Annotated in this window: 21 protein-coding genes; 9 read left to right on the top strand and 12 right to left on the bottom strand. The window is 75.5% G+C overall.

Going from position 1 to position 22523, the window contains the following annotated elements; translation table 11 throughout:
* Positions 1-40 precede the first annotated feature (40 nt).
* The 3 genes from purF to purL form a co-directional block, all read right to left on the bottom strand.
* Positions 41-1627 (bottom strand): amidophosphoribosyltransferase, encoded by a 1587-nt coding sequence (gene purF, locus DMP17_RS29115; RefSeq protein ID WP_443217917.1) that lies wholly within the window; start codon positions 1625-1627, stop codon positions 41-43.
* A 119-nt stretch (positions 1628-1746) separates the two neighbouring features.
* A complete protein-coding gene (locus DMP17_RS29110; protein WP_226354837.1) occupies positions 1747-2085 on the bottom strand; it encodes a sterol carrier family protein in 339 nt (112 codons plus the stop codon).
* Entirely contained in the window at positions 2085-4391 is a 2307-nt protein-coding gene (gene purL, locus DMP17_RS29105) for a phosphoribosylformylglycinamidine synthase subunit PurL (RefSeq protein WP_226354836.1), read from the bottom strand. Before purL ends, DMP17_RS29110 begins: the two co-directional genes overlap by 1 nt.
* Positions 4392-4542: 151 nt before the next feature.
* On the opposite strand from purL, the gene DMP17_RS29100 reads away from it, so the two are divergent.
* Complete coding sequence (locus DMP17_RS29100) at positions 4543-4953, top strand: hypothetical protein (protein ID WP_226364694.1); 411 nt, start codon at positions 4543-4545, stop codon at positions 4951-4953.
* Between the two features lie 56 nt (positions 4954-5009).
* Here the strand turns inward: DMP17_RS29100 and DMP17_RS29095 are convergent, their stop codons facing one another.
* The gene (locus DMP17_RS29095; RefSeq protein WP_226364695.1) at positions 5010-5573 is read right to left on the bottom strand and encodes an RNA polymerase sigma factor; all 564 of its coding nucleotides are present in this window, start codon (positions 5571-5573) and stop codon (positions 5010-5012) included.
* Between the two features lie 87 nt (positions 5574-5660).
* Between DMP17_RS29095 and DMP17_RS29090 the strand changes: the two genes are divergently transcribed.
* The 4 genes from DMP17_RS29090 to DMP17_RS29075 are packed head-to-tail and all read left to right on the top strand — an operon-like array spanning position 5661 to position 11674.
* The gene (locus DMP17_RS29090) at positions 5661-5849 is read left to right on the top strand and encodes a hypothetical protein (RefSeq protein ID WP_337831164.1); all 189 of its coding nucleotides are present in this window, start codon (positions 5661-5663) and stop codon (positions 5847-5849) included.
* A complete protein-coding gene (locus tag DMP17_RS29085; RefSeq protein WP_226364697.1) occupies positions 5846-7726 on the top strand; it encodes a dynamin family protein in 1881 nt (626 codons plus the stop codon). The genes DMP17_RS29090 and DMP17_RS29085 overlap by 4 nt, the downstream gene beginning before the upstream one ends.
* Positions 7723-9717: a dynamin family protein gene (locus tag DMP17_RS29080; protein WP_337831163.1), complete on the top strand. Its 1995-nt coding sequence runs from the start codon at positions 7723-7725 to the stop codon at positions 9715-9717. The genes DMP17_RS29085 and DMP17_RS29080 overlap by 4 nt, the downstream gene beginning before the upstream one ends.
* A 49-nt stretch (positions 9718-9766) precedes the next feature.
* Positions 9767-11674, top strand: a complete 1908-nt coding sequence (locus DMP17_RS29075) for a serine/threonine-protein kinase (protein ID WP_337831162.1) — start codon at positions 9767-9769, stop codon at positions 11672-11674.
* Between the two features lie 61 nt (positions 11675-11735).
* Here the strand turns inward: DMP17_RS29075 and purQ are convergent, their stop codons facing one another.
* The gene (purQ, locus tag DMP17_RS29070) at positions 11736-12410 is read right to left on the bottom strand and encodes a phosphoribosylformylglycinamidine synthase subunit PurQ (protein WP_337831161.1); all 675 of its coding nucleotides are present in this window, start codon (positions 12408-12410) and stop codon (positions 11736-11738) included.
* Positions 12407-12640, bottom strand: coding sequence for a phosphoribosylformylglycinamidine synthase subunit PurS (gene purS, locus DMP17_RS29065; protein ID WP_062399665.1), 234 nt, complete (start codon positions 12638-12640; stop codon positions 12407-12409). The genes purQ and purS overlap by 4 nt, the downstream gene beginning before the upstream one ends.
* Before the next feature lie 60 nt (positions 12641-12700).
* Here purS and DMP17_RS29060 point away from each other — a divergent pair, with 60 nt between their 5' ends.
* The 3 genes from DMP17_RS29060 to DMP17_RS29050 all read left to right on the top strand — a co-directional run bounded on the left by DMP17_RS29060 (position 12701) and on the right by DMP17_RS29050 (position 14799).
* Positions 12701-13714, top strand: coding sequence for an NAD-dependent epimerase/dehydratase family protein (locus DMP17_RS29060; RefSeq protein WP_337831160.1), 1014 nt, complete (start codon positions 12701-12703; stop codon positions 13712-13714).
* 81 nt (positions 13715-13795) lie between these two features.
* Entirely contained in the window at positions 13796-14428 is a 633-nt protein-coding gene (locus tag DMP17_RS29055; RefSeq protein ID WP_226364701.1) for an MBL fold metallo-hydrolase, read from the top strand.
* Positions 14428-14799, top strand: coding sequence for a VOC family protein (locus tag DMP17_RS29050; RefSeq protein WP_226354825.1), 372 nt, complete (start codon positions 14428-14430; stop codon positions 14797-14799). The genes DMP17_RS29055 and DMP17_RS29050 overlap by 1 nt, the downstream gene beginning before the upstream one ends.
* 77 nt (positions 14800-14876) lie before the next feature.
* On the opposite strand, the gene DMP17_RS29045 is transcribed toward DMP17_RS29050, so the two are convergent.
* From DMP17_RS29045 to DMP17_RS29020, 6 genes are all read right to left on the bottom strand, one after another.
* Positions 14877-15635 (bottom strand): DUF2334 domain-containing protein, encoded by a 759-nt coding sequence (locus DMP17_RS29045; protein WP_226354824.1) that lies wholly within the window; start codon positions 15633-15635, stop codon positions 14877-14879.
* A gap of 89 nt (positions 15636-15724) precedes the next feature.
* The gene (locus DMP17_RS29040; RefSeq protein ID WP_226354823.1) at positions 15725-16447 is read right to left on the bottom strand and encodes a GolD/DthD family dehydrogenase; all 723 of its coding nucleotides are present in this window, start codon (positions 16445-16447) and stop codon (positions 15725-15727) included.
* Positions 16447-16944, bottom strand: coding sequence for a ribose-5-phosphate isomerase (locus DMP17_RS29035; protein WP_337831159.1), 498 nt, complete (start codon positions 16942-16944; stop codon positions 16447-16449). The genes DMP17_RS29040 and DMP17_RS29035 overlap by 1 nt, the downstream gene beginning before the upstream one ends.
* On the bottom strand, positions 16941-18659 hold the full coding sequence (locus DMP17_RS29030; protein ID WP_337831158.1) for a dihydroxyacetone kinase family protein: 1719 nt from the start codon (positions 18657-18659) through the stop codon (positions 16941-16943). Before DMP17_RS29030 ends, DMP17_RS29035 begins: the two co-directional genes overlap by 4 nt.
* A complete protein-coding gene (locus DMP17_RS29025; RefSeq protein WP_255655228.1) occupies positions 18656-19975 on the bottom strand; it encodes an RbtT/DalT/CsbX family MFS transporter in 1320 nt (439 codons plus the stop codon). The genes DMP17_RS29030 and DMP17_RS29025 overlap by 4 nt, the downstream gene beginning before the upstream one ends.
* A gap of 8 nt (positions 19976-19983) precedes the next feature.
* The gene (locus DMP17_RS29020; RefSeq protein WP_337831157.1) at positions 19984-21075 is read right to left on the bottom strand and encodes an alcohol dehydrogenase catalytic domain-containing protein; all 1092 of its coding nucleotides are present in this window, start codon (positions 21073-21075) and stop codon (positions 19984-19986) included.
* Positions 21076-21229: 154 nt separating this feature from the next.
* Between DMP17_RS29020 and DMP17_RS29015 the strand changes: the two genes are divergently transcribed.
* Positions 21230-22180 (top strand): sugar-binding transcriptional regulator, encoded by a 951-nt coding sequence (locus DMP17_RS29015; RefSeq protein WP_337831156.1) that lies wholly within the window; start codon positions 21230-21232, stop codon positions 22178-22180.
* Positions 22181-22523 lie beyond the last annotated feature (343 nt).

Here is a 22523-nt window from a genome sequence, read left to right as displayed (position 1 = left end):
TGGTCTCTCCAGGTCGGGACGGGGTCGTGATCGGGTGCCGCTACGGGCGGGTCAGCGCTTCCCCGGCACCGTAGCCGACGGACAACGGCCCCAGATCGCCAGAGGCGGCACCGGACGCCGTCGGCTCCGGGACGTCCTCCAGCAGGTGCTTGCCGAGCTGGGCCTCCTCCGGCAGCGGGATCGGGTACTCCCCGTCGAAGCAGGCGCAGCACAGCCGCGAGCGCGGCTGCTCGGAGGCGGCGACCATCTGCTCGACCGAGACGTAGCCGAGGCTGTCCGAGCCGATCGAGCGTCGGACGCCCTCGGTGTCGGCGCCGTTGGCGATCAGCTCGGCCCGGCTGGCGAAGTCGATGCCGTAGAAGCAGGGCCAGCGCACGGGCGGCGAGGCGATCCGCACGTGCACCTCGAGGGCGCCGGCCTCGCGCAGCATCCGCACCAGCGCGCGCTGGGTGTTGCCGCGGACGATCGAGTCGTCGACGACGACCAGGCGCTTGCCGCGGATGACGTTGCGCAGCGGGTTCAGCTTCAGCCGGATGCCGAGCTGGCGGATGGTCTGGCTGGGCTGGATGAAGGTGCGCCCGACGTAGGCGTTCTTCACCAGTCCCTGGCCGTAGGGGATGCCGGAGCCCTGGGCGTAGCCGATCGCGGCCGGGGTGCCGGACTCCGGGACCGGGATGACCAGGTCGGCCTCGACCGGGTGCTCCTCGGCGAGGCGGCGGCCGATCTCGACGCGGGTGTCGTAGACCGAACGGCCGGAGATGGTGGTGTCCGGGCGCGCCAGGTAGACGTACTCGAACACGCAGCCCTTCGGCTCCGGGGCGGCGAAGCGCTGGCTGCGGATGCCGTCGGCGTCGATCGCGATGAGCTCGCCCGGCTCGACCTCACGGACGAACGAGGCGCCGACGATGTCCAGCGCCGCCGTCTCCGACGCGACGACCCAGCCGCGCTCCAGGCGGCCCAGCACCAGCGGGCGGACGCCGTGGGAGTCGCGGGCGGCGTAGAGGGTGCTCTCGTCGGCGAAGGTCAGCGAGAACGCGCCGCGCAGCCGCGGCAGCAGCCGCATCGCGGCCTCGTAGACGCCGAGGTCCGCGGCGCCCGCGGCCAGCAGCTCGGTGAGCAGGTCGGAGTCGGTGGTCGCGCGCAGCCCGGACCGCTTGCGGTTCTCCAGCTTCGCGACGTCCTCGCGCAGCTCGGCGGTGTTGACCAGGTTGCCGTTGTGGCCCAGCGCCAGGCCGGAGCCCGCGGCGGTGGTGCGGAACGTCGGCTGGGCGTTCTCCCAGGTCGTCGCGCCGGTCGTCGAGTAGCGGCAGTGGCCGACGGCGAGGTGCCCGCGCAGCGAGGACAGCGTCTGCTCGTCGAACACCTGGCTGACCAGGCCGAGGTCCTTGAACACCACGGTGCGGCGGCCGTCGGACACGGCGATGCCTGCGGCCTCCTGGCCGCGGTGCTGCAGCGCGTAGAGGCCGTAGTAGGTCATCTTCGCGACGTCCTCGCCGGGGGCCCAGACGCCGAACACACCGCATTCCTCGCGGGGTCCTTGCTCGTCGGGCTCGGGGGCAGGAAGTGCGACGGGGGTGAGGGAGAGGGTTCGTTCAGGGCTGACGTGCTCGTTCCGGACGGAACTCAACGCGGCGCTCCTCGGCTGGCGGCGTACCGGGACCAGGGGACGACTGTACGCCCCGAGATCACGTGTCCCCAGGTACGGGGACAGGGGTCACGTCGGAGTTGCACACCGCACCCGTCCGGTCACGGCGTGCGGAGCGGCAGGAACGCGGCGATCTCGCCCGCCCGCGACCCGGACGCCGACACCCGCCCGGCGGCGACGGCGTCGTCCCAGGTCAGGCGGCCGATGGCGAGCGCGATCCAGGTCCGCGGGTCGGTCTCGACGACGTTCGGCGGGGTGCCGCGGGTGTGCCGCGGCCCCTCGACGCACTGCACCGCGCCGAACGGCGGGACCCGCACCTCGACGCTGCGGCCCGGCGCGCGCCGGGCCAGCTCGTCCAGCGACGTCTTCACCGCCGACTTCCGTGTCGCCCGGTCCGGCTCGACCCCGTCGTCGACCCAGTCCAGGAGGACGTCGGACATCAGACCGAGACGGCGCCGAACCGCGCCGGGAGCGTGCCCTCCCAGGCGGCGCGCAGCTCGTCGAGCGCCAGCGTACCGAGGGCGTCACCCAGGTCGAGGACGTCGCCGCCGGTCTCGCCGAGCTGCAGCGCCGGGACACCGGCCTCGGCGGCGCGGGCGAGGAACGCCTCGGCGCCGTCGGCGGGCACGGTGACCAGCACCCGTCCGGCGGACTCGGCGAACAGCGCGGTGAACGAGTCCTCGTGCACCCCGGCCAGGTCGACGCGGGCGCCCCGGCCCCCGGCGAGCGCGGCCTCGACCAGGCCCTGGGCGAGGCCGCCGTCGGACAGGTCGTGGCTGCCGGTCAGCGCCCGGTCCGCGGCCGCGGCGGCGAGGAGCTGCGCGAGGCGCCGCTCGTGCTCCAGGTCGACGGCGGGCGGCCGTCCGCCGAGGTGCCCGTGCACCTCGTGCGCCCACTCCGACCCGCCGAACTCGGCGGCGGTCGTGCCGAGCAGGACGACCGTGTCGCCGTCGGCGCCGGCGAACCCGGACCGGACCGCGGTGGTGACGTCGTCGATCACGCCGAGCACGCCGACGACCGGGGTCGGCAGGATCGCCGTCGTCCCGGTCTGGTTGTAGAAGCTGACGTTGCCGCCGGTGACCGGGGTGCCCAGCACCGCGCAGCCGTCGGCGAGACCGCGCACGGCCTGCTCGAACTGCCACATGACGTGCGGGTCCTCCGGCGAGCCGAAGTTCAGGCAGTCGGTGACGGCGAGCGGCACGGCGCCGGAGGTCGCGACGTTGCGGTAGGCCTCGGCCAGCGCGAGCTGCGCGCCGACGTACGGGTCGAGCGCCACGAAGCGGGCGTTGCAGTCGGTGGCGACGGCGATGCCGCGGCCGGTGGACTCGTCGACCTGCACGACGCCGGAGTCGGCGCCGTGCGCGGCGACGGTGTTGCCGCGCACGTAGCGGTCGTACTGGTCGGTGACCCACGAGCGGGACGCGAGGTTCGGGGCAGCGGCCATCCGCAGGATCTCCGCGCGCAGCTCGGACGGGGTCTCCGGGCGGGGCAGCGTCTCCGGGGAGTCCGCGTTCAGCGCGTCCTGCTTCGCGTCGTCGCGGGCGACCGGGCGGGTGTAGACCGGGCCCTCGTGGGCGACCGTGCGCGGCGGCACGTCGACGACGGTCTCGCCCTGGGAGGTGATCACCAGGCGGTCGCCGTCGGTGACCTCGCCGATCACGGTGGCGATGGTGTCCCACTTGCGGCAGACGGCGAGGAAGGCCTCGACGTTCTCCGGGGTCACGACCGCGCACATCCGCTCCTGGGACTCCGAGGAGAGGATCTCGGCGGCGGTCATGCCGGTGGCGCGCAGCGGGACGGCGTCGAGGTCGACGTGCATGCCGCCGTCACCGGCGGAGGCGAGCTCGGAGGTCGCGCAGGACAGCCCGGCGCCGCCGAGGTCCTGGATGCCGACGACGAGCCCGGCCGCGAACAGCTCCAGGCAGCACTCGATGAGGACCTTCTCGGTGAACGGGTCGCCGACCTGGACGCTCGGGAGCTTCTTCCGCCCGGTGCCGCCGCTGTCGGAGTCGAAGGTCTCCGACGCCAGCACGGACACGCCGCCGATGCCGTCGAGGCCGGTCGTCGCACCGAACAGGATGATCTTGTTGCCGGTGCCGGAGGCGAACGCGAGGTGCAGGTCCTCGGTCTTCAGCGCTCCCACGCACAGGGCGTTGACCAGCGGGTTCCCCGCGTAGGACGGGTCGAAGACGACCTCGCCCGCGACGTTCGGCAGGCCGAGACAGTTTCCGTAGCCGCCGACACCGGCGACGATGCCGGGCAGCACCCGGCCGGTGTCGTCGGCGTCGAGCGGGCCGAAGCGCAGCGGGTCGCCGACGGCGATCGGGCGCGCGCCCATCGCCATGATGTCGCGGACGATGCCGCCGACACCGGTCGCCGCGCCCTGGTAGGGCTCGACGTAGGACGGGTGGTTGTGCGACTCGACCTTGAAGGTGACCGCCCAGCCGTCGCCGACGGACACGACGCCCGCGTTCTCGCCGATACCGGCGAGCATCGTCGAGCGCATCTCGTCGGTGGTGGTCTCACCGAAGTAGCGCAGGTGGACCTTGGAGGACTTGTAGGAGCAGTGCTCGCTCCACATCACCGAGTACATCGCCAGCTCGGCGTCGGTGGGCCGGCGGCCGAGGATCTCCCGGATACGGGCGTACTCGTCGTCCTTGAGCCCCAGCTCCCGGAAGGGCTGCGGCTGCTCCGGAGTGGCCTCGGCGTGCTTGACGGAATCGACCGGCACCTGGGACTGCGTCACGGGGGTCAGGGTAGACGGGGCTCCCCCGCCCGCGTCCCCGCACGGTGCCGGGGCCCACAGGCGGGGTTCCCCACAGCGGGGTGAAACGCACCCGCCGCCCGCGGCGTCCCCTCGTGCACAGGCCCACCGGGCCACGGACGAGGGGAACACCATGAGCGACTTCGACACCACCGCCACCGTCGACGACGTGCGGACCGCCGACCTGGACCACGACGGCTACCAGGAGTCGGTGCTCGCCGACACCGACGGCGACGGCGAGATCGACCTGGTCGCGAGCGACACCGACGGCGACGGCGCGGCCGACTACGGCGTGCTCGACACCGACTACGACGGCGTCGCCGACACCGAGGTCCGCGACACCGACGGCGACGGCGTGTTCGACGCCGGCCGGACCGACACCGACGGCGACGGCTACCTGGAGAGCGCCGCGGTGTTCACCGACACCGACGGCGACGGGGTCTTCGACACCACCACCGTCGCGGTCGACGGCGACGGGGACGGCAGCGCCGACGACGTCGTCACCTCCGGCGGGACCGGCAGCGGGATCTTCTCCGTCGCGTGACCCGCGGACCGCAGGTCGTGCGGACCGGGGAGCCACCCGGTCCGCACGGCCGGGGCTCAGCGCCCGAGCTCGGCCGCCAGCCGGAGCCTGCCCCGGTGGACCCAGACCCGCACGCTCGACGGGGTCGCCCCCATCAGGGCCGCGATCTGCTCGTAGGACAGGTCGCCGGCCCGCAGGAGCAGGGCCTCGCGGTGCTTCCCGGGCAGCAGGCCCAGCGCCCGCTGCACGGCGTCGACCTCGGTGACCGCCCCGGCGAACGGGTCGACGGCCCCGCCGACCGGTTCGAGGTCCTCGACCGGCTCGGGGCGGCGCGACCGGGCCCGCAGGACCGACCGGGCGGCGTTGCGCGCGATCGCCTGCACCCAGGCGGTGAACGGGCAGCGGCCGTCGAAGCGGTCGAGGTTCTGCCACACCGCGATCTGGGTGTCCTGCAGGGCGTCGTCGGCGTCGGCCCGGTTGCCGGTCAGCCGCAGGCACAGCGCGTGGGCCTGGCGGTGGGCGGGCGCCCACAGCGCGCGGAAGGCCTGCTCGTCGCCGGCCCGGGCCCGCTCCAGCAGCTCGGCGGTGTCACCCGCGTGCAGCGGGCGGAGCAGGGTCGTCGCGCCGGTCGTGGTCGTCATCGTCGGTGCCTCTCGTCCGTGGTGTCCGCTGCACCGTCGGACCACGGGCTTGCAAGCGACTTGCAGCGGACTGTCGAGGAGCGCGAGATGGACCTGAACGACGACCGTGAGCTGCGGCGACTGCTGCTCGGCACCGTCGGGCCGGGCGACCCGGCGACCGAGGAGAACCGGTTCGCGACGACCTTCGCCGCCGCGTACCGGCCGGAGCTGGCGGCGCTGCTGCCGGGCGGGGCTCTGCCCGGGCCCGACGACGCGACCCCGGACGGTGCGGCGTGACCACCGCGACCGCGCTCGTCGACACCCGGGCGCTGCTCGGGCTGCCCGACCCGGCCGTCGTCCTCCGGACCGCGTGCCGCACCGCGGCCGGTCGGGCCCACGACCCCGGCCTGCGCGCCGAGCTGACCCGGATCGCCGACACGCTCGGCAGGCCGCTGCAGCTCGCCGTCGCCGGGGCCGTCGGCGCCGGGAAGTCGACGCTGATCAACGCGATCCTCGGCCGCCCGGTCGCCCCCGCCGACGCGGGCGAGTGCACCCGGGTCGTCACCTGGTACTCCTACGGCCCCGACGACGGGCTGGTGGTCGTCGAGCGGCGCCACGGCGCCCCGGTGCTGCGCCGGCTCGTCGACGGCCGGATGCCCGAGGACCTCGGCTGCCCGGTCGCCGAGGTGCTGCGGGTGCGCGTCCTGCTCGACGACCCGCGGCTGCGGGTGCTGACCGTGATCGACACCCCGGGCATCGACACCGTCCGTGCCGCGACCGAGGAGGCCACGCGGCGGCTGCTGTTCGGCGACGACGCCGCCGGGCACGCCCAGGCACTCGTCTACGTGCTGCGCCACCTGCAGCGCTTCGACGCCGACGTGCTCGCCGAGTTCCGCGCGCTGTCCGGGGCCGCCGGGATGACCGCCGTCGACACCGCCGCCGTGCTCAGCCACGTCGACCGGGTCCCGGGCGGGGACCCCTGGCCCGACGCGCACCGGGTGGCCGGGCGGGCGCGGGCGGCGCTGCGCGGGGTGGCCCTGGACGTCGCGCCGGTGTCGGGCCTGCTGGCCGAGACCGCGCGCTGCCGGCTGCTGGGCCCCGCCGAGCTCACCGGCCTGCGCGCGCTGGCCGCCCTCGACGACGACCTGCTCGACGACCTCCTGCTGGACCTCGACGACTTCACCGGGCACGGCGCCGCCGACCTCGCCGCCGACCTGGGCGACGGGCCCGCGGCCGCCCTCGACGCGGCCCTGCCCGCACCGGTCCGGGCTGCGCTGACCGGCCGGCTGCACCGCTACGGGATCCGGGTCGCGGTCGACCTGCTGCGCTCCCGGCCGGACGCCGGGCCCGACGCGCTGCACGCCGCGCTGCTCGCCGCCTCCGGTCACGACGACGGGCTCGGCCCGGCCGTCGACCGGTTCCGGCGGCACGCGCACCGGCTCACCGCGCACGCCGCGGTGGCCCGGATCCGCCGCCTCGCCGCACGGCCCGCGCGGCACCCGGCGGACCGGGCCGCCGTCGCCGGGCTGCACCGGGTGGTCGACGCCGACCGGCGGATCGCGACCGAGCTGCGGGCACTCGCCCTGCCCGCCGCCGGCGCCGCCGTCGCCCGCGGGGAGCTGCTCCTGGACGGACCGATGACCGACGAGCTGATGCGGATGGTCCGGGAGGACGACGTCGCCGCCCAGCTGGGGCTGCCCCCGACGGCCGGGGCCGGGGAGGTCGTGGCCCGGGCGCGGGCCGCGGCCGCGCGCTGGCGGGCGGTGGCCGACGCCGCGGGCCGGACGGTCGGGGGGCGGCGGGCCCGTGACGTGCTCGCCGTCCTGGAGTCCATCGCCGACTCCCTCGGCGGCCCCGCCGCGCCCGGCCCGGCACCGGCGCCCGGCGGCTCACCGCTGGACCGGGGCCGCCTGCTGGCGCTGGCCGCGCACCCGTCGGTGCCCCAGGACGACCGGGACGCGCTGACCCGGCTGGCCCGCTCCCGCACCGCGCACCGCGCGGTCGGGCTGCGCGGCGCGACCCCCGACGAGCGCCGGGCCGCCGCCGCGGGCCTCGCCACCCGGCTGCGACGGCTGGCCGCCGCACCCCTGCCCGGCCCCGAGCGGGCCACCCTGCACGCGGTCTGCGACCTCTACGACCGGATCGCAGGCCCCCGACCCCGGGAGACCCCGTGACCGCCGCCCCCGCCGACACCGTCACCGCGGTGCTGACCCTGGCCAACCGCGCCCACACCGAGGCCGCCGACGCCGGCCTGACCGACTGGCGCGACGCGCTCGCCGCCGCGGCCGGGCGGTGGAAGGACGACGTGCTGACCGTCGTCGTCGCGGGGGCGCAGAACCGCGGCAAGAGCAGGCTGCTCAACGCGCTGGGCGGGCACCGCGACCTGCTGCCGGTCGACGCCGACGTCGCCACCGGGACCCGGGTCCACCTGGAGTACGCCGACACCCCGGCCGTCACCGTCACCCGCCGCGACGACGCGGGCCGGCCGGTCCGCTCGGTCGTCGCGGCGGACCGGGTCGCCGCGCACGTCGCGGTGGACGGCGCCGACCGGGCCGGGGTGGTCGAGGTCGTCGTCGGCGTGCCCCGGGAGCCGCTGCGGGGCCTGCGGCTGGTCGACACCCCCGGCGTGGACAGCCTGACCCTCGGCCACCGGCACATCACCGTCTCCGCGCTGCACGCCGCGGACGGGCTGCTGCTGTGCGTCGGCGCGCAGGACCAGCCCGTGCTGCGGCACGAGCTGGAGTTCGCCGCCGAGGCCGCCGCGCGGGTGCCGTCGGTCGCCTTCGTCCTCACCAAGATCGACGACTCGGCGGCCTGGCCGGAGCTCCTGGCCGAGAACCGGGCCCGGGTCGCGACCTTCACCGCGGCCGCCGTCGCCGACGGCAGGCTCGACGCCGCGACCGCCCGCCGCCTGGAGCAGGCGCCCTGGGTGCCGGTGAGCGCCGCGCTGGCCGAGGCCGCCGACGACCTCGCCGCCCGCGGCCGCGACGCCCGGGCCGGCGCCCGCCGCGAGCGCAGCGGGCTGCCCGCGCTCACCGCGCTGCTGGGGAGCTGGTCCCGGCGACGACGCGTGGCCCGGGCCGCCGCCGTCCTCACCCTGGTCGAGGGCGTCGCCCGCGCGCTGGACGACCTCGCCCGCGACGAGGCCGCCGTCGGCTCGGGGGACGACGACGCGCTCGACCGGCGCCGCGCCGGCATCGACGACGACCTCGACCGGCTGCGCGAGCTGCGCCGGGCCCGGCGCCGCAGCGGCATCGACCAGCAGTTCCTCGGGCAGGAGGCGGCCCGCCGCGCCCGGGTGCGGATGGAGGGCTACCGCCGGGCGTACGAGATCGAGATCGCCGGGCTGCACTCGCTGCGGGAGCTGCGCCGCTACCGCGACCGGCTCCCGGAGGCACTGGAGGGCACGCTCACCGCGGCCTGGGAGGAGATCGCCGCCGACACCCGTGACCTCGCGGCCACCGGTCTGGCCGAGCACGTCCGGCGGCTCGGCCTGCCCCCGGTCGGGCTCGACACCGGGCTGCTGGACCGGCGGCCCCGCCCCGACGGCGCGGTCCGCGTCACCGACGGTCCGGCCGCGCGCGGTGTCGACGTGATCGCCGACGGGCTGCCGTCGGTGATGATGGCGAGCAGCATCAGCTTCGCCTCGGCGCACCTGCTAGGGCTGGGCGTGGGGCTCGCGTTCGCCGGACCGGTGGCCGTCGGCGTCGCCGTCGCCGGGGTGTTCCTGGTCCACAAGCGACGGCTGACCGAGGCCGCGCACACCCGGACCGCGCTGACCAAGGGCGTGAACGACGTCGTCGGAGCGGCCGCGGGCGAGATGGTGCTGACCGCACAGCAGGCCGTCGCGACCTGGCGGTCCACGGTCGACCAGACCGTCGACGAGCTGCTCGACGCCCGTCGCGCCGAGCTGGAGCAGCGGCGCGCGGCCGTCGCCGAGGAGCACCGTCGCGACGCCGGACGCCGCCGTGACGCCACCGCCCGTGCGGAGCGGCGGGCCGGCGCGGTGCGGGAGCTGACCGGGCGGGTGCAGCAGCTGCGCGGCGTGCTCGACGACCGGCTCGCCGCCCCGCCGACCTGCTCCGTCCGGGTGAAATCCGGGACGGGCGCCGTCGTCGCTGAAACGCCGGGCGCGCGGGCGGCATCCCCCTCCCCGACACGGTGACGACAGCACCGCGACGACGGCACGGGTGGAGGTGGGCACGGTGGCGGAGATGTTCGGTCACTATCGGATCGAGGGGGTCCTCGGCCGGGGCGGCATGGGGGAGGTCAGCCGGGCCTACGACACCCGCACCGAGCGCGTGGTCGCGCTGAAGCGGCTGCGCCCGGAGCTGGCCGACGAGCCGGAGTACCGGTCGCGGTTCCAGCGGGAGTCGCGGACCGCGGCACGGCTGTCGTCGCCGCACGTCATCCCGATCCACAACGTCGGCGAGATCGACGGCAGGCTGTTCATCGACATGCGGCTGGTCGCCGGGCGCGACCTCGCCGAGGCCGTCCGCGAGTCCGGCGCGCTCGACCCGCACCGGGTCGTCCGGCTGGTCGGGCAGGTCGCCGACGCGCTGCACGCCGCGCACGCCGACGGCCTGGTGCACCGCGACGTCAAGCCGTCCAACGTGCTGCTCGCCGACGGCGACCGCGACTTCGCCTATCTCGTCGACTTCGGCATCGCCAAGTCCACCGACGCCGGCACCGGGACGGCGCTGACCGGGACGGGCACCGCGATCGGGACGCTGGCCTACATGGCCCCCGAGCTGTTCCTCGGCGCGGCCGCGGACCGGCGGGTCGACGTGTACGCGCTGGCCTGCCTCACCTACGAGGCGCTGAGCGGCGCCGCCCCGTTCCGGGCCGAGGGGCCTGCGCTGATGTACCAGCACCTGAGCGCCGAGCGGCCGCGGATCTCCGCGGTGCGCCCCGAGCTCGCCGACGCCGACGACGTCCTGGTCCGCGGCATGGCCGTCGACCCGGACGAGCGGTTCGCGACGGCGCCGGAGCTCGCCGCCGCGCTGGCGCAGGCGCTGGGTGCGGACCCCGAGCGGTCGACGGCCTCCGGGCCGACCCGGGTGCTGTCCGGCATCCCGTCCCAGGCCCCGGCGCCGGGCTCCGGGCCGGTCCGGGTCGCCGCCCCGGGGTCCGGCCCGGTCCCGGTCGCCGCCGGGGCCGCGGTGGGCGCCGTCGGGACCGCGGGCGCGGCGGGCACGGCGCCCGCTGCGGCGGAGGGCGTGGCGTCCGTGGGCACGGTTCCGTCTCCGGCCGGGACCGCGCCCGGGGCGCCGGGGGGCACCGGGCCCGGCGGGACGGCCACGCTGTGGGGGCGGCCGCCGTGGGGGCGGGCGGGACACGACGGCGCGGCCCACGGCCCGTGGGCGGCACCGGGGACCCCACCCGGCGGCCACGGCGTCCCGCCCGGCCTCGCGGCCCCGGCCGGGCTCGGCGGCCCGTACTCCGGGCCGCAGGGCCCGTGGGTCCCGCCGCAGCCGCGGCGGCGCACCCACCCGGCGCTGGTCGCGGTGACCGCGGTGCTCGCCACCGTGGTGCTGGGCTTCGGCGCGCTGATGGTCGTCGGCACCGTCCTGGAGGACCCGGCCGGCGGGACCGCTCCCCCGGCGCCCACGGCCGCGCCCGCCGCGGCACCCACCACGGCCCCCGCGGCGGCACCGGCGTCGGCGGCCCCGGCCGCGACCACGCCGATCCCCAACCGGGAGGCCGACCTCACCGTGCTGCGGCAGGTCTTCGGCTCCGCGGCCGCGCCCGGCTGCGTGACCGTCCCCGCGGACGACACCGGCTACGCCTCGATCGCCTCGATCCGCTGCGAGGACCCCGGAAGCGGCGCGACGGTGTTCTACGACATGTGGTCCGACGCGGGCGACGCCCGCGCCTTCTACGACCACGTCCGCGCGGGGGCCTCGCTGCCGCCGGGCTCGGACACCTGGAGCTCCGGCGACGACGCCACCGTGCAGGGGCCGTTCTTCTCCCGCGGACCGACGCTGAGCCGCAACGCGGTCGCCGTCGCGCTCTGCGCGGACACGCGGTTCTCGATCTACGTGGTCGCGCCCACCCAGGAGCAGGCCCAGGCCGGCTTCGCCGCGACGACGACCTCCCCGGCGTCGGAGATCCCGCGCTGAACACGACGGCCCGGCCGGTGGTCCGCGGGGACCACCGGCCGGGCCGTGCGTCGTCGGTGGGTCAGGCGGTGACCCGGGCCAGCACCGAGGTGAACAGGCCGAGGCCGTCCGCGGACGGGCCGGTCAGCTCACTGGTCGCGTGCTCCGGGTGCGGCATGAGGCCGACCACGTTGCCCGCCGGGTTGGTGATGCCGGCGATGTCGCGGGTCGAGCCGTTGGGGGCGGACTCGGCGTAGCGGAACACCACGCGGCCCTCGCCCTCCAGCTCGTCGAGGGTCGCGGCGTCGGCGACGTAGCGGCCCTCCTGCGACTTCAGCGGGATCGTCAGCCGGTCCCCCGCGGTGTAGTCGCGGGTCCACGCGGTCTGCGCGTTCTCCACGGTCAGCTCGAGGTCGCGGCACAGGAAGTGCATCCCGGCGTTCGCGACGAGCGCGCCGGGGAGCAGGTGCGCCTCGCAGAGGATCTGGAAGCCGTTGCAGATGCCGAGCACCGGCAGACCGCGCCCGGCGCCCGCCACGACCTCGGTCATGATCGGCGCCAGGCTCGCGATCGCGCCGGCGCGCAGGTAGTCGCCGTAGGAGAACCCGCCCGGCACGACGACGGCGTCCACACCCTGCAGGTCGTGGTCGCCGTGCCACAGCGGGACGGCCTCGGCGCCGGCGCGGCGGACCGCGCGGGCGGCGTCGACGTCGTCCAGGGTGCCCGGGAAGGTGATCACACCGACGCGGGTGCTCACAGCCGGGTCACCGTCCAGTCCTCGATCACCGGGTTCGCCAGCAGCGAACCGGCGAGCCGGTGCAGGGTCTCGTCGTCGATGCCGTCGGAGACCTCGAGCTCGAAGTGCTTGCCCTGCCGCACCCCGCTCACGCCGGACACACCGATCCGGTCGAGCGCCCGGGTCACGGCCTGACCCTGCACGTCGAGGATCTCGGGCTTGGGCATCACGTCCACCACCACTCTGGCCACGGGGTCAGCCTACGGTGAACACACCTGCCGGCTCGACGTGCGTGCCCTCACCATCGACGCATGCGGATCCTCGTCCTGGGCGGCACGGTCTTCCTCTCCCGCGCCGTCGCCACCGCCGCGCTCGCCCTCGGACACACGGTGACCTGCGTGTCGCGGGGGGTGTCCGGAGCGCCGCCCGTCGGCGCGGAGGCCCTGACGGCGGACCGCTCCCGGTCCGGGGCGCTGGCCGCGGCGGTGCGGGGTCGGACCTTCGACGCCGTCGTGGACGTCGCGACGATGTCCGCGCCCTGGGTCCGTGAGGCCCTCGACGCGCTGGACGGCCGTTACGGGCACTGGACGTTCGTGTCCTCGGTCAACGTCTACGCCGACCTGTCGCGGCGCGGCGGGACCGTCGGCCAGGCGACCCTCGCGCCACGGCACGACGACCCCGGCGCGGCGCCGCCGTCGGAGCGGGACCCGGACGTCTACGGCGCCGCGAAGGTCGGCAGCGAACAGGCGGTGCACGAGCGGGCGGGGGACCGGGCGCACGTCGTGCGTGGCGGGCTGATGTGTGGTCACGGGGACCCGCACGACCGCTACGGCTACTGGGCGAACCGGTTCGCCCGCGGCGGCCGGGTGGTGGTGCCGGACTCGCCCGCGCAGCCGATGCAGGTCGTCGACGTCGACGACCTGGCGGCCTGGGTCGTCGCCCGCGCCGAGGCCGGCACCACGGGCACCCACGACGGCACCGGCCCGCGGTCCACCCTGGACCGGGTGCTCGCGGCGACCGCGGAGGCCGTCGGCGCCGACGACCTCGAGCTGGTCCGCGTGCCCGGGGAGACCCTGCGGGCGCAGGACGTCGCGATCTGGGCGGGCCCGCGGTCGCTGCCCCTGTGGCTGCCGGAGACGCTCTGGGGCATCGCCGACCGCGACGTCACCGCGACCGTCGCCGCCGGGCTGGAGACCCGCCCGCTCGCCGTCACCGCCCGGGCGGCGCTGGCGTGGGAACGCGAGCTCGGCCTCGACCGCGGACGGGGCGCCGGGCTGACCGCCGCCGAGGAACGGGCGGTGCTGGCGGCGCACACCGGGGGCTGACGCCGCCGGCGTGCCGGGCCACCCGGACCCACCGGCGCGGCCGCCGGGCGCCGCGCCGCCGCGACACGGGATGCTGTGCCCATGCAGCTGACGCACTACGGCCACGCCTGCGTCCTGGTCGACACCGGAGCCGCACGCCTGCTGTTCGACCCCGGCGCCTTCTCCTCCGGGTTCACCGGCCTGGAGGGCCTCGACGCGATCCTCGTCACCCACCAGCACTTCGACCACGTCGACGCCGACGCGCTGCGCACCCTGCTGCGCGCCAACCCCGACGCCGCCCTGGTCACCGACGGCCAGACCGCCGGGCAGCTCGACGGCATCGACGCCCGCACCGCCGCCCCCGGCGACGCGCTGGCCCTCGGCGGCGCCGAGGTGACCGTCGTCGGGTCCGGGGACCACGCGCAGATCCACCCGGACATCCCGCTGGTCGCGAACAACGGCTACCTCGTCGACGGCGCGCTGCTGCACCCCGGCGACGCCTACGTCCCGCCGGGCGTCGACGAGCTGGCGACGCTGCTGCTCCCCACCGGCGCGCCCTGGCTGAAGGTCTCCGAGGCCGTCGACTACCTGCGGTCGGTCGCCCCGCGGACGGTGGTGCCGATCCACGAGGGCACCCTCGCCGACCCGGCGCTCCATCACCGGTTCTTCGACCAGCTCAAGCCCGAGGCCACCACGCTCCTGGTCCCCGACCGGGAGACGGCGGTCGACGTCTGATGGCCCTGCAGTGGGAGCAGGTCGTCGTCGACGCCCGGGACCCGGTCCGGCTCGGCCGCTGGTGGGCCGAGGCCCTGGACTGGACGGTGGTGAACGCCTCGGCGTCGGAGTTCGAGATCCAGCCCGCCGAGGGCGTCGTCCCGGGGCTGATCTTCGTGCCGGTCGCGGAGGGCAAGCGGACCAAGAACCGCCTGCACATCGACCTGCGGCCGGACGGCGTCCGCGACTCCGAGGTGGCCCGGCTGCTGATGCTGGGCGCCACCCGGGTCAACGTGGGCCAGCACCGGGCCCCGGCCGACGAGGTGTCGTGGACGGTGCTCGCCGACCCGGAGGGCAACGAGTTCTGCGTGCTCGGCGAGCGGCGGACCTGACACCTGTCCACAGGTGGCACCGGTTGTCCACAGGAGAGCACACACTGTGGACAACCGGGCCGATCGCCGGGGAGCTCCTAGGCGGCCGGGGCCGCGGCGGGGAACAGCGTGCGGTGCACGGCGCCGACGGCGCCCGCCCCGCGCGCCGCGTCGACGGCGGCCAGCGCGGCCTCGACGCGGTGCTCACGGCGCAGGTCCTTGGCCCGCAGCGCGAGCCGGACGAGCCCGCCGCGCTCGGCGGTGCGCACGGCCTGCTGCTCCAGCGCCCGTCCGCGACGGCGCTCCCCGGCGCGGCGCTCGCCCCGCCAGGGCTCGGACGCCCGGAAGGTCAGCACCCGCGAGCGCAGCACCGGACCGCCGGTCGCGCGGACGGTCGTCTCGTCGGCGCAGAGGCCGAAGCCGAGGTCGGCGAGCGCGTCGAGGGTGCCCTCGGAGGCGATCCAGCCGGGCGGGGCGAAGCCGTCGGTGGACAGCCCGGTCGCGAGCAGGATCCGCCGGGCACCGGTCAGCCGCAGGCCCGCCTCGTGCCGGGGCAGCGCCCCGAACTCGGTGCGGCGCCCGATCCGCGGCACGGAGCCGTTCTGCCAGGCGCCCACCGGGTCGCTCGTGTGGTCGAAACCGTGCAGGAGCAGGTCGTCCCCGGCGCGGACGCGGCCGGCGATCCAGCGGACCAGGTCGTCGCCGCGGCGCAGCGGCCCGTCGGGCCCCTTGGGCTGCACGAGGTGGGTCAGCGGCACGCCGCGCCGGTCCAGCTCCGCGGCGAACGCGGCGGCGCGGGCGCGGTCGGCGTCGTCGGAGTCGGTCAGGCCGGACAGCGAGACCAGCAGCGTGCTCATGGCCACCATCCGACCCGACCGAGGTGAACCCCGCGTGGAGCAGCCGGATCGCGCGGACGACGATCGGCGGGCGTTCTCGGCAGCCGTCCTCAGCGGGCCGTGAACCCGCCGTCGACCCTCAGCTCGGCGCCGTTGACCATCGCGGCCTCGGCCGAGGCCAGGTAGACCACGGCCGCGGCGATCTCCGACGGCTCCGCGAACCGCCGCGCCGGGATCTCGGCGCGGTGGGCGTCCCCGGCCGGGTTGTCCCACGCCGCGCGGCCCAGGTCGGTGAGCACGACCGTCGGCGACACCGCGTTGACCGTCACCCCGTGCGGCCCCCACTCGACGGCGAGGGTGCGGGTCAACCCGGTGATCCCCGCCTTGGACGCGCAGTAGGCGGCGTGCTGCTCCAGCCCGCTGCTCGCCGCCTGCGAGGCGAGGTTCACGATCCGCCCGTACCCGCGCTCCACCATCACCCGGCCCGCGGCCCGCGCCATCAGCCAGGATCCGGTGAGGTTGACGTCCAGGGTGCGGCGCCAGTCGTCGACCCCCAGCTCCAGCGCCGGGGCGAGCAGCGCGATCCCGGCCGAGTTGACCAGTACGTCGACCCGGCCGTGCCGGGCGACGACCTCGTCGACGCAGGCCTCCGCGGCGTCGGGGTCCGCGACGTCGACGACGTGCGCCGACGCGCAGACCTCCGGGACGCCGTCGGTGCGCAGGTCCGCGGCGGCGACCACGGCGCCCTGCCCGGCGAGTGCCCGGGCCGCCTCGGCGCCGATGCCCGACGCGGCCCCGGTGACCAGCGCGACCGAACCGGTGAGGTCGAACATCAGCAGTCCGTCCCGACGGTCTGCGCCCCGGCCGGGCCGCCGCGGTCGTAGGTGTCGAGCGCGGCGACCTTCTCCGCCGAGGCGCTCGCCGGGTCGAAGCGGTGGTCGAGCCAGCCGTCGACGAGCGTGCGGGCCAGCTCCAGCCCGACCACGCGCTGGCCCATGCAGAGGACCTGCGCGTTGTTGGACTTCACCGAACGCTCGACGGAGAACGGGTCGTGCGCGGTGACCGCGCGGACACCCGGCACCTTGTTCGCCGAGATCGCGACGCCCAGCCCGGTCCCGCAGATGAGCAGGCCGCGGTCGGCCTCGCCGTCGGCGATCCGGCGTGCCGCGGCGACGCCGATGTGCGGGTAGGCGGTGTGCCCGTCCGCGCCGACGCCGACGTCGACCACCTCGGCGACGCGGTCGTCGGCCTCCAGGTCGGCCTTCAGCCTCTCCTTGTACTCGTAGCCGGCGTCGTCGGCGCCGACGACGATGCGGAGCTTCCCGCTCATGTCTCCTCCTCCAGCACCTGTGCGACGGCCGTCGCGACGAGTCCCATCGACACCGCCCCGGCGTCGGGGGTGCCGACGCTCTTGTCCGCCAGCGGGCGGGCCCGGCCGATCCGGGGCCGCAGGTCGGCGGTGTCCCGCGCCCGGGCGGTCGCGACCTCCGCCGCCGCGGCCCACGCCCCGGCGAGCGGGTCGCCGTCGCCGACCCGGCGCTCCAGCTCGTCGACGAAGGGCAGCAGCGCGTCGAGCAGGGTCTTGTCCCCCGCCCGCGCCCCGCCGAGCTGCTCGATGGTCGTCGCGAACTCGCGGATCCCTGCCGCGACGGTCGCGGCCGGGTAGCCGTCGGCGGTGTCACCGAGGTGCCGCCCGAGTGCCTCGAGCGCCGCGCCCCACAGCACCCCGGAGGTGCCGCCGGCGCGCTCGGCCCAGGCCTGCCCGGCCTGCTGGAGCACCCAGCCGCCGCCGACGTCGTCGCCGAGCTCGCCGACCCGGGCGGTGGCGGCGGTGATGCCCTTGAGCATGCCGCGGCCGTGGTCGCCGTCGCCCGCGACGGCGTCGATCCGGCCCAGCTCGTGCTCGTGGGAGCGGATCGTCGACTCCGCCGCCGCCAGCGCGGCGCGGACGGTGCCCGCGAGCTCCCGGGCCGCGTCGCTCGCCGCGGGCGCCGTGACGACGGCGTCGGCCTCGGCGAGCTCGTCGGCGGTCGGCTCGCGCAGCGCCGCCAGCGGTGCGGCGGTCTTGCGGTAGGCGGGGGTGTAGGCGTCCGCCCGCCACAGCGGCTCCAGCTCATCGTCGAGCCACATCAGGGTGAGCGAGCAGCCGCCCATGTCGAGGCTGGTCACGAGCTCGCCGACCTCGGGGTCGACGATCTCGTACCCGGCGTCGCGCAGCCGCGGCGCGACGTGGCGCCACAGCAGGAACAGCTCCTCGTACTTCGTGGTGCCCAGCCCGTTGAGGATCGCCCCGACCCGGCCGGGCGCTCCCGTGGGCGCGTGCTTCAGCACGTCGTCGACCAGCAGCTCCGCCAGCTCGCGGGCGGGCAGCATCGGGACGTCGCGGATGCCGGGCTCGCCGTGGATGCCCAGGCCGAGCCCGAGGTGTCCCTCGGGCACCGAGAACAGCGGCTCGTCCTCGCCGGGCATCGTGCAGCCGGTGAACGCGACGCCGAGGCTGCGGGTGGCCGCGTTGGCGGCCCGGCCGAGCCGCTCGACCTCGTCGATGTCCGCGCCGCGCGCGGCGGCGGCGCCCATCGCCTTGAACACGGTGAAGTCGCCGGCGATCCCGCGGCGCCGCGACTCCTCCTCGGCGGACGCGACGTCGTCGGTGACGACCACGATGCGGGTGTCGATCCCCTCCTCGCGCAGCCGGTCGGCCGCGATCCCGAAGTTGATCGTGTCGCCGGCGTAGTTGCCGAAGCTGAAGACCACACCGCGGCCCTGGTCGGCGGCCTTCGCGACCGAGTACGCCTGGGCCGCCGACGGCGAGGTGAAGATGTTGCCGACGACGGCGCCGTGCGCCATCCCCGGCCCGACCGTCCCGCAGAACGCCGGGTAGTGGCCCGAGCCGCCCCCGATGACGACGGCGACCTGCGGGCCGCCGTCGCCACGGTGGGCGACCACGCCGCCGTGCACCCCTCGGACACGGTCGGCGTAGAGGTCGAGGAAGCCGTCGAGCTGGTCGTCGGCGAACGTGGCGGGGTCGTCGTAGATCCTGGTCACGAGGTCTCCTTCACCGGGGTCGCGACGGCGGCGCGCGGCTCGGGGGCGTCCTGCGGGACGTTCAGGAACGAGACCATCACGAAGGCGGCCGCGTAGAGGGCGACGAAGGCCCACACGACGCCGACGTTCCCGGCCCCGACCCCCAGCATCAGCGCGACGACGCCGGACCCGAGGAACGCGGCACCGCCCGCGGCGGTCGTGTACATGGCCATCGCGGCGCCCTTGTGGTCGGGTGCGAGCGCGGGCATGATCGCGCCCATCGGGACGAACCCGGCGAGCAGGCAGCCGAAGATGCAGCCCGCGGCGACCGAGACCCAGAAGCCCCAGGTCGATCCGGCCGGGACGGCGTGCGGCACGTACCACCACAGCAGCAGGCCCACGGCCGAGCCGAACACACCGAACCACTGCACGGTGCGCCGCCAGCCCCAGCGGTCCCCGACCGCGCCGAACACCGCGTTGACCAGGATGTTCGTCGCGTAGACGAACACGGTCATGGTCAGCCAGCGGCTCTGGCCCCAGCCGAGGTCCACCGCGATGACCGTCGGCAGGATGATGAACATGCCGTACTGCGGCGCGGTGTTGATCAGCCGGACCAGGAAGCCCATGAGGATCTTCGGGTTCGACGCGGTGAGCCGCAGCCCGGCGGTGAGCACCTGGGCGGTGGTCTCCCCGGCCGGGGCGAGGCGCCGGGTGGCGTGCGGCTCGCGCACCCCGAAACGGGCGATCAGGAACCCGGCGACGACGAGCACGGTCGAGCCGACCATCGCGGCGGTCTCGCCGCCGGTGCCCCCGCCGAAGGCCGGGATCATGCCGAGCGCGAACAGCGAGCCCAGCGTGGGCAGGCCGCCGGTGAACATGACGTAGAACCAGCCGACCGCGACGCCGTTGCGCGAGTACGGCGTGACGACGTTGATCCACACCAGGAACGCGAACGCGAAGAGCGGGTAGCCGAGGCCGCGCAGGAAGTAGGTGGCCGCGACCAGGCCGATGCTGCCGAGCTGCAGGCTCAGCAGGAACAGCACCTCGAACACGACCCAGACGACGACGCCGAGGGTCATCACCCGGCGCGGCCCCCACAGGTCGGCCAGCGCACCGGACAGGTAGCTGGCGACGAGCACGGCCAGGCTGTAGCCGGCGATGATCGTGGCGACGGTCGCCTCGGGCGAGCCGAGGACCGCCTCGATGTGCGGGGAGATGAAGTTCGACTCGGTCCCGTTGCCGGTCATGAAGACGAGCACGCCGAGGAAGCCCCAGCGCAGGGAGTGCGGGATGCCGATGCGGTCGAGGAAGGTCTCGCGCGGTGTCGTCGTCGACATGGCGGCCCTCACGCGTTCGGGAGGATCGAGACCTTGACCGACGACCCGGACGTGTCGCCGACGAGGTCGAGGGCCTTCTGGAACTCCGCGAGCGGCACCTGGTGGGTGCAGATGTCGGAGATCGGGAGCTTGCCGTCCTCCAGCATCTTGATCGCGGCGGGCCAGCAGTGCGGGCCGAGGTGGGCGCCGCGGACGTCGAGCTCCTTGTCGTCGGAGATGATCGACCAGTCGACGGTGACGTCGGACCCGAAGACCGAGTACTCGACGTAGGTGCCGAGCTTGCGCAGCAGGTTGAGTCCCTGGGCGACGGCCGGGACGGCGCCCGAGCCCTCCAGGTAGACGTCGGCGCCGTAGCCCTCGGTGAGCTCCCGGACCCGGGCGACGGCGTCCTCGCGGGAGATGTTGATCGTGAGGTCGGCGCCGGTGCGGCGGCCGAGCTCCAGCTTCTCGTCGTCGAGGTCGAGCGCGATCAGCAGCCGCGGGTTCTTCGCGCGGGCGCCGGCGATCAGGCCGAGGCCGATCGGGCCGCATCCGGCGACGACCACGACGTCGTCGAAGGTGATGGTGGCGCGCTCGACGGCGTGCAGCGCGCAGGACAGCGGCTCGGCGAACGCGGCGTGGTGCGGCTCCAGGTCCGGCGAGACCCGGTGCACCCGGGCACGGGTCGGGACCAGCATGTACTGGGCCATCGCGCCGTCGAAGTTGCGGAAGCCGAACATGTCGTGCGGCCCGCACATCCAGTACTGGCCGCGCAGGCAGTATCGGCACTGCTCGCACGGGACGATCTGCTCGCAGGCGACGCGGTCGCCGACGGACACGCCGTGCCGGGCGAGACCCTCGTCGTCGCCGGAGACGATCCGGCCGACGAACTCGTGGCCGGGCGTGACGCCGGTCTGGGCCCAGGCGGGGCGGTTCTCGTCGCCCCAGAACTTCGCGGCGCCGTGGTAGCACTTCAGGTCGCTCGCGCACACGCCCACGGCCTCGACCTGCATCAGCAGCTCGCCGGGGCCGGGAGCCGGGACGTCGACCTCCTCCAGGCGGTAGTCCTCGGGGCCGTGTACGACGACGGCCTGCATCCGGGTCGGGATCTGGTCTGCCACGACGGAACCTCCATTGGTGCCATGCGGGGTGCTGCATGCGACTTGGTCTGAGCATGCGTTCCGGCGTGAACATCCGTCAACACATTCGTTCCTGATTGAACAAACGTGCAGTAGGTTTGACTGGTACCGGTCCGACACGGCGGAGGAGGTGGCGATGGCGCCGCACGACGTCTCCCGGCGCGACCTGGGGCTCATGCACCGGGCCGCACGGCTGTACTACGTCGACGAGCTCAACCAGGCCGCGATCGCCGACCGGCTCACCGTGTCGCGTCCGACCGTCTCCCGGCTGCTCGCCGAGGCCCGCCGGGTCGGGATCGTGCAGATCACCGTGCACGACCCGGACTCGCTGCACACCGGCGGCGACGACGCGCCCCGGCTCGCCGCCGCGCTCGGCCTGGACCGGGTGTGGCTGGCCCCGCGCCCCGCCACCGACCTCGGTCAGTCGCTCGCCGAGCCGGTCGGCGAGGCACTGCGGGAGGCCGGGCTGCGCGCGGGCGACGTCCTGCTCGTCTCCTCCGGGCGCACCGTGTGGGAGCTCAGCCACACCGCGCTGCCCGCGCTGGCCGGCTGCGAGATCGTGCCGACCGTCGGCGGGGTCGCCGAGCCCGAGGCGTGGCACCAGACCAACGAGATCGTCCGGTCGGTCGCCGAACGCGGGCACGGGCGCCCGCACTTCCTGTTCACCCAGGCCATGCCGTCACCGGCGATGAGCCGCACGCTCGCCGAGGATCCGGAGTTCCGTCGGGTCACCGGGTTCTGGGCGCGCGCGCAGGCCGCGCTGGTCGGTGTCGGCGCCCCGCCCGCGGGCCGCGCGTCGATCTCGACCTCGGTCCCGCTCGACGACGAGGGCCTCCAGGACGGCGTCGGCGACGTCTGCCTGAACTTCTACCGCTCCGACGGCCGCCCGATCGCCTTCCCGGGCAGCGACCGGATGGTGCGGATCTCCCCGGAGCAGCTGCGACGGGTGCCGCGGACGATCGCCGTCGCCGTCGGGGAGGAGAAGGTGCCGAGCATCGTCGGCGGGGCGCGGGCGGGCCTGTTCAACCGCCTGGTCACCGACGCCCCGACCGCCCAGGCCCTCCTCGACGCCCTCGGCACCGTCTGACCCACCGACGACGTCAGACCGCGTCGATGACATCGTCCTAGCTCTCCACCTCGTCCAGATCGGGGAACCACGGACTCCCGCAGGACAGGGGCGGCACCGTGCTCCTGTCCACGGAGTGCGGAACCAGGCCGATGAGCAGCCCTTACCCAGTTCTGAGGAGGCGTCGCCGGTCGGCTCAGCAAACGGGAGCACACTGCGCCGCCAGACCGAGTTGCTGCCCTTCCGCCGATTTGCTTACCCGGTAAGCGAATTCCGGAAGGCGGGCGCTTCGGTCGGACCGTTTCCCGGACGACCGTCCCACGGTCCGTTGTGGTCGGCAGAGAATTCGCTTACCCGGTAAGCG

The organism is Pseudonocardia sp. TMWB2A, assembly GCF_017312135.1.
This window is presented reverse-complemented; position numbering and strand designations above follow the sequence as displayed.

Bases quoted from the DNA above. Each gene is read 5' to 3' on its own strand.
- DMP17_RS29055 (WP_226364701.1), top strand. From the start codon at position 13,796: ATGCAGCTGACGCACTACGGCCACGCCTGCGTCCTGGTCGACACCGGA.
- DMP17_RS29040 (WP_226354823.1), bottom strand. From the start codon at position 16,447: ATGTTCGACCTCACCGGTTCGGTCGCGCTGGTCACCGGGGCCGCGTCG.
- DMP17_RS29075 (WP_337831162.1), top strand. From the start codon at position 9,767: ATGTTCGGTCACTATCGGATCGAGGGGGTCCTCGGCCGGGGCGGCATG.
- DMP17_RS29110 (WP_226354837.1), bottom strand. From the start codon at position 2,085: ATGTCCGACGTCCTCCTGGACTGGGTCGACGACGGGGTCGAGCCGGAC.
- DMP17_RS29100 (WP_226364694.1), top strand. From the start codon at position 4,543: ATGAGCGACTTCGACACCACCGCCACCGTCGACGACGTGCGGACCGCC.
- DMP17_RS29035 (WP_337831159.1), bottom strand. From the start codon at position 16,944: ATGAGCGGGAAGCTCCGCATCGTCGTCGGCGCCGACGACGCCGGCTAC.
- DMP17_RS29015 (WP_337831156.1), top strand. From the start codon at position 21,230: ATGGCGCCGCACGACGTCTCCCGGCGCGACCTGGGGCTCATGCACCGG.
- DMP17_RS29050 (WP_226354825.1), top strand. From the start codon at position 14,428: ATGGCCCTGCAGTGGGAGCAGGTCGTCGTCGACGCCCGGGACCCGGTC.
- DMP17_RS29090 (WP_337831164.1), top strand. From the start codon at position 5,661: ATGGACCTGAACGACGACCGTGAGCTGCGGCGACTGCTGCTCGGCACC.
- DMP17_RS29025 (WP_255655228.1), bottom strand. From the start codon at position 19,975: ATGTCGACGACGACACCGCGCGAGACCTTCCTCGACCGCATCGGCATC.
- DMP17_RS29045 (WP_226354824.1), bottom strand. From the start codon at position 15,635: ATGAGCACGCTGCTGGTCTCGCTGTCCGGCCTGACCGACTCCGACGAC.
- DMP17_RS29095 (WP_226364695.1), bottom strand. From the start codon at position 5,573: ATGACGACCACGACCGGCGCGACGACCCTGCTCCGCCCGCTGCACGCG.
- DMP17_RS29060 (WP_337831160.1), top strand. From the start codon at position 12,701: ATGCGGATCCTCGTCCTGGGCGGCACGGTCTTCCTCTCCCGCGCCGTC.